Origin of the sequence: Pararhizobium sp. DWP1-1-3, assembly GCF_049896125.1 — a bacterium.
In the GTDB taxonomy this organism is placed as follows: domain Bacteria; phylum Pseudomonadota; class Alphaproteobacteria; order Rhizobiales; family Rhizobiaceae; genus Pararhizobium.
The window spans coordinates 28,283-44,462 of sequence record NZ_JAFCTR010000025.1; the positions used below are offsets into that span (position 1 = coordinate 28,283).

14 protein-coding genes and 1 pseudogene are annotated in these 16,180 nt (G+C 56.7%); 5 read left to right on the top strand and 10 right to left on the bottom strand.

What is annotated here, in order from left to right; all coding sequences use genetic code 11:
* The first annotated feature begins 204 nt into the window (after positions 1 to 204).
* Positions 205 to 438 (top strand): ATP-binding protein, encoded by a 234-nt coding sequence (locus ACP7BS_RS28365; protein ID WP_426233056.1) that lies wholly within the window; start codon positions 205 to 207, stop codon positions 436 to 438.
* A 236-nt stretch (positions 439 to 674) separates the two neighbouring features.
* Here ACP7BS_RS28365 and ACP7BS_RS28370 read toward each other — a convergent pair whose 3' ends face one another.
* On the bottom strand, positions 675 to 1,838 hold the full coding sequence (locus tag ACP7BS_RS28370) for a flavin-containing monooxygenase (protein WP_426240765.1): 1,164 nt from the start codon (positions 1,836 to 1,838) through the stop codon (positions 675 to 677).
* Positions 1,839 to 1,980: 142 nt separating this feature from the next.
* On the opposite strand from ACP7BS_RS28370, the gene ACP7BS_RS28375 reads away from it, so the two are divergent.
* The 3 genes from ACP7BS_RS28375 to ACP7BS_RS28385 all read left to right on the top strand — a co-directional run bounded on the left by ACP7BS_RS28375 (position 1,981) and on the right by ACP7BS_RS28385 (position 4,582).
* Positions 1,981 to 3,021, top strand: a complete 1,041-nt coding sequence (locus ACP7BS_RS28375; RefSeq protein ID WP_426240766.1) for a phosphatidylglycerol lysyltransferase domain-containing protein — start codon at positions 1,981 to 1,983, stop codon at positions 3,019 to 3,021.
* A gap of 35 nt (positions 3,022 to 3,056) precedes the next feature.
* Positions 3,057 to 3,332, top strand: coding sequence for a BrnA antitoxin family protein (locus ACP7BS_RS28380; RefSeq protein WP_426240767.1), 276 nt, complete (start codon positions 3,057 to 3,059; stop codon positions 3,330 to 3,332).
* A gap of 224 nt (positions 3,333 to 3,556) precedes the next feature.
* Positions 3,557 to 4,582 carry a chemotaxis protein CheB gene (locus tag ACP7BS_RS28385; RefSeq protein WP_426240768.1) on the top strand — a complete coding sequence of 342 codons (1,026 nt, stop codon included), beginning with the start codon at positions 3,557 to 3,559 and terminating at the stop codon, positions 4,580 to 4,582.
* A 4-nt stretch (positions 4,583 to 4,586) separates the two neighbouring features.
* On the opposite strand, the gene ACP7BS_RS28390 is transcribed toward ACP7BS_RS28385, so the two are convergent.
* From ACP7BS_RS28390 to ACP7BS_RS28400, 3 genes are all read right to left on the bottom strand, one after another.
* Positions 4,587 to 4,940 (bottom strand): response regulator, encoded by a 354-nt coding sequence (locus tag ACP7BS_RS28390; RefSeq protein ID WP_426240769.1) that lies wholly within the window; start codon positions 4,938 to 4,940, stop codon positions 4,587 to 4,589.
* 34 nt (positions 4,941 to 4,974) lie between these two features.
* Entirely contained in the window at positions 4,975 to 8,544 is a 3,570-nt protein-coding gene (locus tag ACP7BS_RS28395; RefSeq protein WP_426240770.1) for a chemotaxis protein CheB, read from the bottom strand.
* A gap of 227 nt (positions 8,545 to 8,771) precedes the next feature.
* The gene (locus ACP7BS_RS28400) at positions 8,772 to 9,935 is read right to left on the bottom strand and encodes a zinc-dependent alcohol dehydrogenase (protein WP_426240771.1); all 1,164 of its coding nucleotides are present in this window, start codon (positions 9,933 to 9,935) and stop codon (positions 8,772 to 8,774) included.
* A gap of 639 nt (positions 9,936 to 10,574) precedes the next feature.
* Here ACP7BS_RS28400 and ACP7BS_RS28405 point away from each other — a divergent pair.
* Positions 10,575 to 10,826: a hypothetical protein gene (locus tag ACP7BS_RS28405; protein ID WP_426240772.1), complete on the top strand. Its 252-nt coding sequence runs from the start codon at positions 10,575 to 10,577 to the stop codon at positions 10,824 to 10,826.
* Between the two features lie 256 nt (positions 10,827 to 11,082).
* Here the strand turns inward: ACP7BS_RS28405 and ACP7BS_RS28410 are convergent, their stop codons facing one another.
* The 6 genes and pseudogenes from ACP7BS_RS28410 to ACP7BS_RS28435 form a co-directional block, all read right to left on the bottom strand.
* The gene (locus ACP7BS_RS28410) at positions 11,083 to 11,781 is read right to left on the bottom strand and encodes a DUF72 domain-containing protein (RefSeq protein WP_426240773.1); all 699 of its coding nucleotides are present in this window, start codon (positions 11,779 to 11,781) and stop codon (positions 11,083 to 11,085) included.
* 405 nt (positions 11,782 to 12,186) lie between these two features.
* Positions 12,187 to 13,470, bottom strand: a complete 1,284-nt coding sequence (locus tag ACP7BS_RS28415) for a DUF763 domain-containing protein (RefSeq protein ID WP_426240774.1) — start codon at positions 13,468 to 13,470, stop codon at positions 12,187 to 12,189.
* A gap of 131 nt (positions 13,471 to 13,601) precedes the next feature.
* Positions 13,602 to 14,141: a DNA-3-methyladenine glycosylase gene (locus tag ACP7BS_RS28420; RefSeq protein ID WP_426233104.1), complete on the bottom strand. Its 540-nt coding sequence runs from the start codon at positions 14,139 to 14,141 to the stop codon at positions 13,602 to 13,604.
* A 280-nt stretch (positions 14,142 to 14,421) separates the two neighbouring features.
* Positions 14,422 to 15,102, bottom strand: a pseudogene (locus ACP7BS_RS28425) (type IV secretory system conjugative DNA transfer family protein); the annotation flags it as partial.
* Between the two features lie 245 nt (positions 15,103 to 15,347).
* A complete protein-coding gene (locus ACP7BS_RS28430; protein WP_426240775.1) occupies positions 15,348 to 15,647 on the bottom strand; it encodes a mobilization protein in 300 nt (99 codons plus the stop codon).
* Positions 15,637 to 15,990 (bottom strand): NYN domain-containing protein, encoded by a 354-nt coding sequence (locus ACP7BS_RS28435; RefSeq protein ID WP_426240776.1) that lies wholly within the window; start codon positions 15,988 to 15,990, stop codon positions 15,637 to 15,639. The genes ACP7BS_RS28430 and ACP7BS_RS28435 overlap by 11 nt, the downstream gene beginning before the upstream one ends.
* Positions 15,991 to 16,180: the final 190 nt, after the last annotated feature.

A 16,180-nucleotide genomic window follows, 5' to 3' on the forward strand; every position in this document is an offset into this window, starting at 1 on the left:
TATTCAGGCCGTCGGCGAGATTTCGCAACAGGTGCAAACGGTGGACCTGAATGATCTGGCCGGCAGGATAGCCACCGATCTCGCGCCGATCGCCATCAATGCAGGCTATGACTTCGTCTTCGAGCCGAGCATATCCGGGTCTGCTTCGCTATCTAGCCCTACGCGATCGATCATAGTGGGGGCGCCGGCGCAATTACCTTGCAGGTGAGCGCCGAAGGCTGGATCGATATCTGCGATCAGGGGCCGGGAATTCCCATACCAGAACGCCTCCCGGTCTTTGAACCGTTCCATCGTCTCAACTTGCAATCGCCAGGAGCGGACCTCGGCCTTAATCTCGCACAGACAGCGGCCGAGCTTTACGGCGGCAAAGTCCGTTTTATCGGCGGTTCCGGTCAATTCATCGTGCGGCTGGAAGTGGGTGCGGCCTATTCCCGATGAACCACGATCGCCTTGATCGGATCCAAGCGGACTACCTTTGCCAGGTTGCAGCAACGCTCAGTTAGCTTCGGCGTATTTCTTCCCAGGCGCGGACTTATTATTACGCGTTTGTCTCAGTCGATACCGCCCGCGATATGACGCTGCGCGAACGCCTTTTGGAGGCGATCGCGACCTGGATGAAATTACCTATTTGAAAGGTTAGAGTCTCAGTCAGGCAGGCTCTAACAGCCAGCACTCTACTGTTTGGTTGAGCGCTCATTTGCCAGCATCGCCGCCACCGAGAAGGCAATGGATTTTGCCTCGCGACGTGCTTCGACAAAGTAACTTGTGAGGCTTGGCTTCATCCCCACAAACCACAATCCCTCTACGGTGCTCTTGTCCAATTCGACGACGCCGGATTGCGAGCCGTTTTCACCTACCACACCCAGCGGACCCAACACGCGCGTCAACGACGACGAATAGCCGACCGCCGCAATAACAACATCCGGTTCTAAGGTCCTCCTATCCGCGAGCGTAACCGTCGTGCCTGAAAACGCTACGACTTCTGGCACGACCAATATCTGTCCGCGTTTGACACCCGCAATTGCCCCATCGTCCACCGCAATCGCAATGTTGTCTCTGGCTAGGCGGGTGGCAGCATCGGAGGGCCCTGCTGGGAAGCCGTACCTGGTAAGATCGCCGAACGCGATCTGCTGCGTCCATCCGATGAGCTTGTCCACATACGAAGTCGGAAGCTTGGCCATGATCGGCGACAGGCGGTGGACGGCGAAACGGCCCAGACGTTTCGGCAAAAGTCCTGGCGGGCGTCTTAGCGAAAGCCAGACCTGGCCTGTCTTCACACGGCTCAGATGATTAAGCACATCGAAGCCCGAATTGCCGCCTCCGATGACGAGAACCGACTTCCCCGTATAATCCATGGCATCGCCGAAATCGGCAGCATGCACCACCCTGCCCTTAAAGGTATCCAAACCCTTCCACTTAGGCATGCAGACGAACGCGTCGCGTCCACTTGCTACGATGAGATGTCTCGATCGCCGTATCCCGGCATTCGTCTCGATCACGAAATGACCGTCTACCTTGCGGCACGAAAAAACCTCGACGCCGCATTGGATATCAAAACCATGCTTTTCCCGAAAGTCTCGAAGGTGAGCGACGACGCTGTCCCGCTTGGGGAACGCGCCGGTCCCCACTGGATATTTCAGGCCAGGCAGCGAGGAAAGATCACGGTGAGTGTTCAGGGTGAGCTGAGGGTGGCGCCGCGCCCAGGGCATCCCCACGTCGTTTTCTTTCTCAAGTATGAGCGTATCGATCCCACGCAGCTTCAAGGCATGGGCTGCCGTGAGACCCGATAGTCCGCCCCCTATCACCACAACGTCGCGGATTGAAAATTCAGTGGTCATTATGCTCATTCATCTGGAATTCGCTTTATATCTATCCATTAGCTGTCAATTTAAAAGCTGAACGCTATCTAAATTTTGATCTACCTGCTCGATGAGTTTATTCAAGGCAAGCACGTAAATATCTCCAGGGGAACCCCAGTGCATGCCCAGTCTGAGGAAGATACTCGACGCGTTGCTCGATGCGCGCCTTCCAAAAACGCCAATCTTCGAACCCAATCTGGCGTCGAAGCTCGAACTCTGTCGACGGTACGGAGATTTCTCGCTCGCCTATTCAACGGCCGTTCAGCCAGATCTCCGGTACTTTGGCGATGGTGAGGGTTACATCGCCTACGCTACCAAGATGGGGCATACCTTCGTGCTCGGTGACCCCGTCGCCAGCGTGGAACTGAGGGCGGACTACATTCGACGGTTCGTCGCATTATCTAACCGTCCCTGCTTCGTGCAGATCGGTCATGAGACCGCGCGCGTCCTTTCCAGCCTTGGTTATCACATCAATCAAATGGGTGTGGATACCCGGCTTTCGCTCGATACGCACTCATTTGCGGGCAAACGCAACGAGACCGTCCGCTACTCCGAAAAATGGCTGCTGAAAAAGGACTATAGGATCGTGGAATGTGACGGGACGATCGCAAACTCCGATCAGGTCCGTCATATTTCGACAAACTGGCGAAACGGCCGTATCGTCAACCGGCGCGAGATGCGTTTCCTGAACCGTCCCTTTGAACCGAAGCTCGCCCCTCACATGCGGCGGTTTCTGATCATCGACCCGGTTGGGGTGCCGACGGCAATCCTCGATTTCGATCCGATCTTCAGGAACGGAGACATTATCGGCTACACAGCGGCGTTTAAGCGAAAGCTCACGGGCACGACGCCCCATGCGGAGATCGGCCTCACAAAATTTGCCACCGACCGTTTCCGGGAAGAAGGCCGCTCCCATGTGACATTTGGGCTGTCACCCTTGGCGGCCATTGCGTCCAGTGGATTTTCAGAAAGCAGGGTCTGGCGAAGCTTTTTCGAGCGGGCGTACCGGTCCAAACGGATCAACGAGAAAATTTTCAACCTTCAGGGGCAGGCAGCATTCAAGCGCCGATTTCATGGCGAGGAACTTGCTACATATATCGCCTTCCAGCGTCGCAGTCCCCTTGAAATGCTGGCCCTGCTGCGTCTGTTGAAGACGTTATAAATTTCTCTGAGGGCAGAAAAGAAAAGGAGTTTGAAATGGCGGGACGAAAAGCGAAGGAAAAACGTCCGTATGCGGTCGCCGTGACCACCGTTGGTCCTGTGTCATCGCAGGGAGATAGGGTTCAGGAAGTGCTGGACTACCAGGCGACGAAATCTCGCCGTCAAAGCTATCCGAAAGACAGCTCGACGAAGTTGCTTTCGATCCGGATTGATGCGGATGTTTACGACTATTTTCAAAATTTAGAAGGGGATTGGAAGTCTCGCATAAACGAGACACTTCGCAAAGCAACGGGCCTTGACGAGAAGAGCTGACCTCGAAACCTGCGGGCGTCAATTGCCGGTTTGCCTGAATGAAGTAAGGCCCCCGCCCAGTCCCCGTGGCCTGCCCTTTCAAAAAACAACCCGGCGATACCAACAGATATCCCCGGAAATGAATTCATCGTCGTTGATCCGCCGCTCACACCTAACCGCAAGGCGAACTTTCATCTCGTTGCCGCGTTCTACGGTAGTACACAGTACAGAAACGCGAGGTTCGCATGGCTCCCAATACCGTAATTGCAATTGGCGCATCAGCTGGCGGTGTCGGAGCTTTGCGTTCTCTTGTGGCAGGTCTACCTGCCTCGTTTGCCGCTCCGGTTCTTATCGTTTTGCATATTGGTGCACATCGTAGCGAGCTGCCTGCTATCTTGACTGCCGCAGGTCCCATGCCAGCGAAACACGCCCAAGACGGCGAAAGGATCGAGCCGGGTCAAATCTACCTTGCGCCACCAGATCGTCACATGATTGTCGTTGACGGATTGGTCCGCCTTTTGCGTGGCCCAAAAGAAAACTGCGCTCGGCCAGCCGTGGATCCGTTATTTCGGAGCATCGCTGAAAACTATGGTCCCGACGCTATCGGCGTCATCCTCACGGGGAACTTGAATGACGGGACGGCTGGACTCTATGACATCAAGAAACGCGGTGGGATCGCTGTAGCCCAGGCCGCATATGACGCCGCTTATCCCGATATGCCGAAAAGCGCTGCAGCCCATGTCGCACTGGACTATTGCCTGCCTCTGGCCGATCTGGCGGGTTTGCTGTTAAAATTAGTTGGGGGGAAAATGGAAAAGGAAGCTGCAATGGCAAACCGTCATTCTCTCACAGAGAACGAACAGCATCCAGAAGTCGTAACCAGCGGAACATTCGAGCGCCCGTTCACCGTCACCTGCCCGGACTGCGGCGGCGCGCTCAAAAGGTTCGAACACGGATCGATCGTAAAATTTGGCTGCCATATCGGGCACACCTATACGGCCGAGATCATGGCATCGGCTCAGTTCGAGGAAATGGAGAAAGTCATGCGCGCGGCCGTGAGGTTCTTGAACGAACGCGCGGAATTTTGCCTGCAAATGGCAGAGTATTCCCATCGCTCCGAGCCTGATATTTCTTCGCAATGGCATGAGGCCAGCAAACAGGCACTCGACCGCGCGTACAAACTTCGCGATTTGGTCGAGCAGGAATGGCTGACACCTGAGACTTCCGCAACGGTCACCATGGCAGCAGATAATAATGTCCATCCGAACTGAAAATTCAAACGGGATAGGCCAGCGCCCGTTCGATGGCGCGTTGTAATTCCCGTGGTTCGTATGGCTTACGAAGTGTCGGATGGTCGCGGTATGTGTCAAGGAAACCCTCTGCCCCGTAACCCGTCGCGAACACAAACGGTATAGATCGAATAAGGAGAACGTCGGCGACCGGAAAAGACTGGCTGCCAGCCACGTTCACGTCGAGCACGGCAAAGTCGAGATCTGCCTGCCGGGCGAACTCCAGCGCTTCAGGAATTCGGGTAGCCGGCCCCACGACCTCGTGACCCATGGCGATGAGCAGGTCTTCGAGGTGCATTGCAAGCAAAACCTCGTCCTCAACGACGAGAATCCGCTTCATCTTCGTTTCGTTCCCGTGGTGCTTCATCTTCCCCTCAACGCATTGGCGCGTCGATGGTACATACGACGCCAGACGGCTCGTACGTAACGTTCACTGTACCGCCAAGTTCCTGCGCCAGCGCACGCTCAATCAGGCGGGAGCCAAAACCCTTGCGGTTCGGCCTTTCAACTGGCGGCCCGCCACTTTCCGACCAGGTAAAATTCAAACGGCGATCTTTACCCTCACCGACCAGCCGCCAGACAATGGCTACCTTTCCCGCTTCCGTAGATAGGGCTCCGTATTTCGCTGCGTTGGTGCAGAGCTCATGCACCGCCATGGAAATTGCCAGCGATGCGCTCGGTCCCAAACGCACACGTTCACCCTCGATCTGAAACCGATTACCTTCAGCATGGGGTTCGGCAGTGTCGGTGACGATGTCGACAAGGTCCGCTCCATCCCAGTTTTCACGGGTCAGCACGTCGTGCGCCTTGGCAAGATTAATCAGTCGCGCACTAAACGCGGTGCGCGCGCCCTCAATCGTCGATGCTTGGCCAAGAGTCTGGCTGGCGATCGACTGGATAACCGCCAGGGTGTTTTTGACCCGATGATTTAGCTCGCCAACGAGGACTTCCCGATGTTCCTCAGCGCGTCTGCGCTCGGTAATGTCTTCGATCGCCACCAGGATCAGTTCATCGCGCCCCCCTTCCTGTGGTAATCGGCATGCGGTGAGCAACATCGTACGCCTTCCCGTCAGGCGGAACTCCTGCTCAATCTCGAAATTGTGGATTTCATCTCCCGCAGAAAGCACCTTGTCCAAAAGCGCGCGAAGCGGCGGGTTATTCCATTCCCCGGTTCCGAGTTCAAAGATCAGTTGCCCTTTCGGCTCTTCGTCGAATACGGCAAACAGTTCGCGAAAGGCGGTGTTGGCGGTCTGGACATGCAGTTCGCGGTTCAGAACGAGCAAGGGATGCTGAACCGTTCGCACTATGGTTTCCGCATAGACCCGCGCGTCGTTGATCGCATCTGCGTCCCGCTTGCGATCCGTGATATTGTGGAACGTGATCACCACCCCCGCTATGCGATTATCCTGGGTGCGATAAGGAAGCATCCGCCGCAAATACCACCGCCCGGAATCGCTTGGAACCTCAGCCTCAATGGTCGATAGTTTTTTCAATACCTCCTGGGCATCCCGCAGCAGATTCTCGTCGGAAAACTTCTGCGCAAACGCGGCGATCGGGCGGCCGATGTCCGACGGGGTAAGATCGAAAAGGTCTTTGCTCGCTGGCGCAAACCACCGGATACGAAACTTCTCATCCAGAAAGACCGTGGCGGTTTCCGACCCTGCCAGAAGATTGTTGAGATCGTTTGTGGTGTTTTCCAGTTCGCCGATCTTGTACTGAAGCTGGCTGTTGACGGTGTTCAGCTCTTCGTTGAACGACTGCAACTCCTCCTTCGAAGTCTCAAGTTCCTCGTTGGTTGATTGAAGCTCCTCGTTCATGGAGGTCGCTTCTTCATTGGACGCCTTCAGTTCCTCGTTGGTGGTTTCCTGATGCTCGATCGTGCTTTGTAACTCGGCGCGGGTCGCCAGCAGTTCCTTGAGCAGGGCCTGTTCCCGCTCCGTAGCGTTGTCGATGTTTTCGCCGATCGGCACGCGGGGGACATCGTGGTGCGGCAAAGCGGGTGTAAAGGTAATAAGAAGGAAGCTGCCGCCTTGCAACGCAGCGGGCACAGGTGTCACCGTCATGGTGACGGACATGCCGGGCTTCCCCTCCCGAAGCACGGCGTCAACCGTAACCGTACTTTTAACTTTCGTCGCTTCCCGTATCGCGGAACGAAGTGTCGGGGCCAGCCCTTCGCGCGCCATCATGAGCAAATCTCTGGTCGGTTCGCCGGCCGGGTGCTCGAGGTAATCCCTTGTCGTTCCGTGAAAATAAAGCACGCGGGCCTTGTCGTCGATCAACACGGAGGCTGGCGCGTAGCGATCGAGAAGCACGCGGCGCGCAAGTTCTCCCGCAGGCAGATTTGGCTCTTGGGACGACGGTGACGATTTATCCATTATGGTCTGTGATCCCGTTAGTGGTCGCTTCGTGGGGTATCCGATGGTTTTATGCCGAGCAGAGCCGCGCTTGCGGTAAATTCGCCATTTCTTCGATTCCGTCTCGAACAACTCGTCATGCCGACCAATCGTTTCGGCATTGCCGAGAAAAAGATGCCCGCCCGGCCGCAGCGCAAAATGACACAGGGAGATGATCCGTTGTTGTGCGTCGGCATCGAGATAGATCAGGACATTTCTGCAGGTGACCAGGTCGAGACGCGAGAAAGGGGGATCTCGCAACAGGTTTTGCGACGCGAACACGACCATGTCCCGTAGCTCTTTGGTAACCTGATACGTGCTACCGTGCTTTTCGAAAAAGCGGGTCATACGACGCTCAGGAAAGGCAGACAGCGCGGCCGATGGATACATCCCCTCCCGTGCCTTTCTCAAGTTTTCGTCCTGGGCATCAGTGGCGAACACTTTCAGTTCGAAGTGCTTGCCTGCCGCTTCAGCCAGCTCCGTTACTAGCATGGCGATCGAGTAGGCTTCCTCCCCCGTGGAGCAGGCAGGTGTCCAGATACGGATCGACGCGTCGGTCTCACGTTCGGAGATGATGGGGGCTATGACCAGCTCCGCCAGCGCCTTCCAGGCATCGGCATCACGGAAAAATCCTGTAACGCTGATCATCAGGTCACCAGCCAGCGTCATAAGCTCATGTGGGTTGGTTCTGAGTTCATCGACATAGCTATCCAGCGTATCTATGTTTCTCAGTCCGAGGCGCCGGTGGATACGTCGGCCCAGCGTCGAATGTTTGTAGCCACGGAAATCGTAACCGCCGCGTGCGCGTAGAAGCTCCAGCACATTGCCTACAGTGGCTTGGCTACTGGCCGACACATCCCCCATCTCAGCGGGATGGACGACATACCCATGCCTTACGAAGGCAAGCAGAGCTTCCGGCATTTGTTCGGGAGACAGAACGTGATCAGCCATTCCAGCCGAAATCGCGCTCCTGGGCATGCCGTCGAACTCCGCAGTCTCTGGTGCTTGGACCAAGCTCATTCCGCCTTCGGCCCGGATCGCCCTCAAACCCTCAGTCCCATTGCTCCCCGTACCAGAAAGTACGATTGCAACTGCTCGCTCACCTTGATCCCTTGCAATAGAACTGAAGAGCACATCGACCGGATGGCCATGCGAGGCGGAAGGCTTGGCGATGTGAAGCCTCCCTTCGCGAACAATCAGATCGGTGTTCGGAGCGATGACGTAAACGTGGTCCGGGGCGAGTAGCAGTAAGTCGGCGACCTGGACGACCGGCATAGCCGTATGGGTGCTCAGAACGTGCGCGAGTTCGCTTTCATGCTTCGGGTCGAGATGGAGTACCACAATGAAGGCGCAACCGTTGTCGGCGGGCGTGGCGTCAAAGAACTGCGCAAGCGCCTTGATGCCACCGGCCGATGCACCGATCCCAATAACGGGAATCCTCGGAATCTGCGAAAATGACACATCCTCCACCTGGTTCACCGCGGTCGAACTTAATCCGGCCTTGGGATGAACCCGGCCACCCGCATCTTTATCAGATGGGTCCTCATCCATAGTGCATTGCCAATCCGCCAGTTCAACCCGACGGGTTACTCGCTGCGTTGGTGTTTCAGGAGGACACGCCAAGAGCGAGGCCCGATTTACATTCGCACACCCGTCCCCTGCTCGCAAATCATTCGTGCCACGTGGCGCCTTTCCGTGACCGTTTAAGATTGAACGAAGCGCGCTCTACAATCTTTGATTGCTTTCCCGCAGCGACGTGCGGCGCAGGCCGGCATTGATCAGCCATTCGGTCGGATCACGACCTTGACGCAGCCGTCAAGCTTGTCGCGGAACGTCTTGTAGGCTTCCGGTCCATCTTCAAGACTGACACGGTGCGTGATCAAAAAAGACGGATCGATCTTGCCTTCCAGAATCAGCTTCATCAGGGGCTCAAGATAACGCTGGACATGCGTCTGGCCCGTCTTGAGCGTCAGCCCCTTTCCAATGAAGGCTCCAAGTGGAGTTGGTACAGCCGAGCCGATAAACACTCCCGGAAGCGAAACCACGCCTCCGGGTCGGCAGGCCAGGATCGCCTGTTGCAAGGCGTAAGGTCGTTCGGTCGATGTCAGTTTGGATTGAAGAGTTTCCATGACGCCACCTGAGCCGTGACTTTCCATGCCAACCGCCTCAATAACGGCGTCGGGGCCTTGACCGTTGGTCATGTCCAGAATGCGTTGCTGCAGATCGTCGTCCGCGTAGTCCAAAGTCTCTGCACCAGACTGCCGCGCCAAAGCGAGGCGCTCGGGAATGGTATCGATGGCGATGACGCGTTCTGCACCGAGCAGGAATGCCGACTTGATGGCGAAGAGCCCGACAGGCCCGCATCCAAAGACTGCAACGGTTTGGCCCTCCTTGATATCACAATTCTCGGCTGCCATGTATCCGGTCGGGAAAATATCCGACAGGAAGAGGACCTGCTCGTCGCTCAGGCCGTCCGGCACAACGATCGGCCCGATATCGGCATAGGGAACACGCAGGTACTGCGCCTGGCCACCCGGAAAGCGGCCATAAAGCTCGGAATAACCGAACAGCCCAGCTGTCGGATAGCCGATCTGTTCGGCTTGCATCGCTCCCGATGGATTGGATCGCTCGCAAAGGGAAAACAGTTTCCATTTGCACATGCGGCAATCCCCGCATGAAATGGTAAAGGGCACAACAACGCGGTCGCCGATCTTGAGTTTCGAATTGCCTCTCCCAACCTCAACAACCTCGCCCATGGTCTCATGACCCATCACGTCGCCCGCATGCATGCCGGGTACGAAGCCGCCGTAAAGATGGAGGTCTGAACCGCAGATGGCACAGCTTGTAACCTTGATGATTGCGTCCCGATCATCCTGGATGACAGGATCGTCCACTTCCTCGCAACGAATGTCGCCACTTCCGTGCCATGTCAGAGCTTTCATGTCCTAATCCTCGTTGAGCTTCATGTGCAGTTGAGGGTTGGGCGTCGGAGCAAGATTCAGGTGGGTTCTGCGGACGACGCGCTGAGCCAATCGGGTCTTAAATGCGACGAACCAACGCTAGAAAAAGTTGGGGGCCTTGCGGTCCCGGACAACATCGTTAGCTAACTGTGAGAGCCACGCATCGCCGCTGTCGTAAATTTTTCTTCAGCGCATAGTCAGGCGTGAAGTCTGAGGAGACCGCGGTGAGCTGATCCGCAGCTTGGCCTACAACTGATAGTTCCCAATAAACCAATTCTGTGACTGAATGTAGCTGCACAACCATCAGCTGGGCCTATTGTTCCAATTAAACCGCGAGGGGGTGGTGATAGGTTTTTACAAGCATCGGTCTCGGCCCGAACTTCGTCTACTGTGCCGCCGCGCGACCATCTTTCTACCGAGAGAGGAACTTGTAGAGGTCAGCGGCGTTGGAGACGCACGTAGGAACCTGTGTGAATCACCAGAATGGCTTCTCATGACCACACCTATTTCACCCGTGCGCAGGACGAGATCACGAATAGCCCGGATTCTTCGGTAACTGTAGGGTCGACCCCTCGGAACGAAACGCCAGCTCAAATTGCTAGAAATGAATGGAGCCCGTTGATGTCGAAAAAAGCGGAAGACAAAGACAAAGCCGCCGTAGTGAAGACCATCCACGACGACGCAAAGGGCCAATTTGCCAAGGGCCTAAAGCGCAGTGACAACAATGGTGTGGTCAGCGCTAAGCCCCGCGTGATCACCGGCTCCGACGATGCCACGGGCCACAAGGCACCCCCCGGAAAAAAGCAGGTCGGCAAAGAATGGGACCTGAACTACGACGAGCGAGAAATGAAGGACACCGAATTCAAAGGGTGATTGATGAGGTTAGAAGAGGTCAGTTGGCCCGATCTGCCACTGGATCGCTTATCGCTGCCAGCGCCACACGCACGGCGCCGAGTTCAAGAACGCCGGCACCGGCATGGATGCTTTCATGGCGCCGTACGCTTAGCCAGAGAACGGTGGTAGGCACCCTCCCGGGCCATGGGGGTCAGCTACGGCGAGGTCGGCCGCGCCCGCCGTCGAGATGGCGTGTCGTCAACCTTTGAAATTTCCCACGAGTGACCCTGTCCTACTATCGACGGAGCTCTTTGATCATGGTGAGGGCATTCTCAACTGCGGCGCCCGAAGCGGTGTTGTCGAACACGCACCAACTCTCTGCTGCAAGCAAGGTCGCAAATCCGTGGATGTCATCGTCGCAATAGCTTGAATAATAAATTTTTGGCGTGCCATGCAGCCGGATATAAAAGGGTGCCTGGGTGAAATCGGACTTTTGCCAGACGGGAGCCGGATCTGCCAGAACCCGGTCGATCCCGTATTGCTCCAGCATGTCGACAGCTGCCGGTGCCGCCCAGCTTTTGTGGCGAACCTCAATGACAATCTGGCCCTCATACCTCGCTCGCATTTCGGCGAAAGCAGTGTCCCCGAGCTGGGCGTCGAAACTCAGACTCGCCGGCAGCTGACAAAGGAGCGGACCAATCTTGTCACCCAGCGGAGAAATCTCTTCCAGAAACGACGAGAACAGTGGCGCGATCTTGTTTAGCCGCCGCTCGTGGGTAATAGCCTTCGGCACCTTGAGGGCGAAGCGGAAATCGTCAGGCACGGAAGCAGCCCACCGGGCATAGGTGGACAAACGATGATGCCTGTAAAAAGTCGAATTGATCTCGACACCTCGGAGTACGGTTGCATATCGGTTGAGACCCGTGCCGTGTGCCGGGAAGTGGTGCGCGACGGATTTGGAGATCGCCCAGGCGGCCGTTGCAACAACCGGCATTTGCTGTCCCTCTACTCACAAAGTTTCGCACAAAGCAGTACGAAATAACCGGCCGGAATCTTGATCGGACCAGCCTTCCGAAACGCCATCTGTATCGTGTCGATATCCCCCGCGGCGAATCCGCATACACCTGAATTGGCCATCGCACGAAGAATCCGACCACACGCCATCCCCTCCCGGTCACACGGCGCTAATCTGGACGCTTCCATGCCGGACGAGCTTCCGACACGTTCGGCCTCCACAAAGATCACCCGATCGATTCAGTGCTGCTTAACGCAGTTCGACGGCGAGCCGCAGCCTCACGGGTGTCGATCCTGGAGTTGGCAGTTTCGTTGAGCACGGACGTCTTGTGCGAGACAACTCCAACGGCTCATGGTCCTCGGAGTTCCGTTGAGCCCGAACTTTCTATATTTTGGTTGACTTACTCCAAGAGCGCGCGTCCCCGCCGGGCGGCGGCTCCCATCCGAATATGCTGCGTCCACCGAACCAGGCGGAGTCATCGAATTCTCCAGCGACGATTTCCTTCAGGTCCGGTCCGGTAACATATCGTTCGATTTTTCTGGATTGGTCATCCAGCCGCTTAAGCGCCTGCAACTCTTCGTCGCGGCCGAGCCGACCCTTTCGGACCGCCGATTTCATGACATTGATCGTCTCGTCATAGACCTTCACCGGCACAGGAAACGGGTGGCGATCCTTGCCGCCATGGGCAAGCGAAAAACGTGCCGGGTCAGAAAAACGATAGGGGGCGCCATGCACGACCTCGGCAACCATGGCCAACGCTCTAACCGTCCTTGCGCCAACCCCGGGCGTAAGCAACAGGCTCTCGAAATCCACTGGTCCACAATCGGCCGCTGCTGCGAGATTGCCGTGCAGGCGTCGCATGTTTACATCGGTCTGACGGACATCGTGATGGTGAGGCAGGACGAGATGCGGCAGCATCGGCTGAACATCGATCGCTGACGCCTCTTTTGGTCCAGACTGCGCTTCCAGCGCGCGCACCTCCCTGACAATTTTATCGGGCCCCAAGCATGAGAGAAGGTCCAGTTGACCTTCGCGCGACCTTACCGCCCGGCGGTCAGCAAGATTGACGATCTGTCCCTGGTCCCGGCCTTCGATCGCGGCGTGAGGAGAATCGACAAAGCTCGTCAGCCCCTCAGAAAGCCAGTGGTAGCGCCGAGCCTGCCTCCGGTCATCATTCATTCCCTGCTGAATCACAACCCACTTGGCATCGTCGCTCACGATAAACCCGTGCAGGTAAAGATCGAAGCCATCTTGCACGGCGGCGCTGTCAACCTTTGCAACCAGCCGACTTGTTGTGGCGAGCGCCAAGCCGTCTATCCCGACGCGGTCACCGATGGACGCCAACTCGACCGGAGTTTTACGCGACTGCGCCCCACGCCCGCCGCAGACATGGATTCCAAGCTCAGAGGACAACGGCGTCAATCCACGCTTCAACGCGCCAATCACACTCGTTGTGATGCCGGATGAGTGCCAGTCCATTCCCATGACTGCGCCAAAGGACTGGAACCAGAAGGGGCTTGCCAGTCTGCGCAAAAATTCATCGCGTCCATAATGTTGAACAATAGCCTCGGTCATCAAGGCACCAAGCCGGGTCATGCGGTCGCCCAGCCATTTGGGAACACGGCCGCCATGCAATGGAAGATCCGCGCTGCCTGTCCGCTGTGTCAAGGACTTATCTCCATTCAGGCTATTCAAGAATGTCAGCGGAACAGACAACCTGATCCATGACAGTCCCGGCTAGGCTAGCATATCCGTCCGCCTCAGCGAATTCCCAATCACGTACCCCTCGCGGCCGCGGTTCATAGCTTCTTGCTTAAAAACCGCGAACCCCTGATGCCATAACGCCAGGGAACGTCAGCTGCCTTGGTAACACCGATACGCGGTCCAGCAGAAATCGTCTGCGGTTCTGTTGGAAGGGTGAGATGAAAAACATCTTTGGCAAGGGACAGACCATTGAGTTCACCTGTCACTGCAAGCGACTGGCAGAGACGTCCGGGGCCGGAACACAGAAGAACGGTATTCTCCACAGCGCGCCTCTGTCGCATCAGATCCAATCCCGCTAAGGGCTCCAAGGCGCGGATCAAGACTGCGCTTCCAGTCCGGCAAACGAAGTTCAAGCACCAGTGAATGCCATAGGAACGGTACACATAGATGCTCGAAGGTGGCCCGAACATTGCGCGATTGCGAGGGGTTTTCCCGTTGTAAGTGTGGGATGCGGGATCTTCGTCCGTATACGCTTCGGTCTCGACGATCAGACCGCCGACGCCCGCCACGGTAAATTCTGCGCCAATCAATTCGATCGCTACGGTGGGCGCAAAGCGATCGAAAAACGCTTGCATCCATTCCCGGTCTGCTGTCATCGATGCTAATCCCTGTGTTGTCAGCATCCCGCCAACCGTGGCTAATACCTTAGGAAGAATAACTCGATCGGTTTCGTCCGATTTCAAGGCGTCGCGCCAGGCTAGGCTTGGCACTCGCGGGTGTCGCAATCAATGGGTGAAGCATAGGCCAATCGTGCCGGGCAATGACAAGCCGCAGGCCGTTTAGTGTTTTTACACGACAGCTCAGGACCGCCGGTCAAATTTCGCGTTGCACCGGTCGACTGCATCAGCGGACGATATCGTTGACCCCAAAGACCTGTAGGACGGCGGCATTCGACAGGTGCCTGCACGTTGTCCATAGGTGGCGCGCAGCTGATGGATATCCTGCAGGATTGGCCAGAGCTGAATGCCGTAACCGGCCATGAGGGTCATGGCGCGTTCGATCGGCGCCAAGTGACCGAGAGCCGCGAACTCGTCGAGCAGGTAGAGAATAGGCCGCGCAGCGGACGCGGCGTCGCGCACCATGTCAGTCAGGCTTTGGGTGACCAGTAGTCGTAGCCATCTCGAACAGGTCGACAGCCGATCGGGCGACAGGGCCAGAAACACCGTGACGTTGTTGCGCTTGAGATCGGTAAAACGAAAATCTGATCGGCCAAGCACCGCGGTCATGCGCGGACTGTCAAGGAAGTGAGTTTGACGTTGCGCCGCCGACAGCACGCCCGCCGCTTCGCGATCTGACTTGCTAACATGGTGTTCTCTCCCTTCAGGTCTATGCAGATCACCGAGCTTTGGCGTTCAGCAGATTAGGAATGATGGTGCCAACACCCTTGCCGGTCCGTGTTGGCGCTATGGTCAAAAGGTGTGCTGGCCCGTCATAGCGCAGCAGCCTGATTGTCTCCGGATCGCCACCGATTATCAGACCGTCATCTGTTGCGGAGAGTTTTTGCAGTTCCCCAGCCGTCGCCCAACTCGCGGAGCCACAACACGGAAGAAATCGGCACATTCGTCATGAACACGGAGAGAAAACCTCCGACAGCGAACACAAGTGGCAGATATCCTGCGAAGGCCTGGACGAGGTTGGTGATCTCCCAGGCTCGACGCCGGCGATCAGATGAATGAGAAAGCTGGCGAGGAACAGCAGCGCCGCGAACAGCACGCAGATAATCGCGGAACCGACCGCCAGGACCGGAGCCTTGACGATCGATTGGAGGAGCCTCGAACACGTCATTCCGGGTTTCCACGGCTCGACCTTTCGAGCCATGATGCCGGCAGGAGGATGTCGTCGAACAGAGCTCGATCGCCATCGCGAACCAGAAACCCGGACAGTTCGGTGGACAGTCTCTCGCGAAGCCAGTGAGACAAGGCAGGATCTCTGGAGTGTTCGAGCTGACGCAACACGAAGGCACCCAGCAGAATTTTGCGTCTTGTGTCGCGTGCTCGTTCCTGTTTGCCGAGACGGGCCACAAGCGACTTCTTGCGCTGCTCAAGCTCTGCGATCCGCTGGACAATCGGTTTACGTCCCATCGTGCTCTTTCGGGTCGGCATGGCGCGAAAAATAGTGATCGCTGGAGACGATGCAGAAACCGGAAAAACGAACGGTATGAAACATATGCATCGTGTCGATGATCATCGCACCGTCGGTGGCGTTCCTTCCGAGCGTTTGGGCGAGCTGCTGGATGGGGTGAATGTCGAAATCGCGCAGGCTCAGTTTCCAGCCTTTAAAGTTTGGCGTGGTCCAGTCGCCGTAGATCCGCTTGACGACGGGTGATCCCAACGGCGGGACCTCCCTCAAATGGCTGCGGACGATCCTGGGCGCGGCGGCGTCGTCGATCAGCAACGCCAGTGGTGCTCGACGTGTGTGTGTCATGGACGCTTCCTTGTTTGTCGCAAGACTACAGACAACGCAGCACCGGCACCATTGTAGGATCCTACAATGGTTGCGCCTGGTGCAATCCCTTACGAAGAGAGCGAAGCGAAAGAAGTTCCAAGGGCGCACTTACGAGTTGCTGCGCAACTCAAGTCGCCGATCTGCATATCGGGAAGGCAAACCGCGTTTG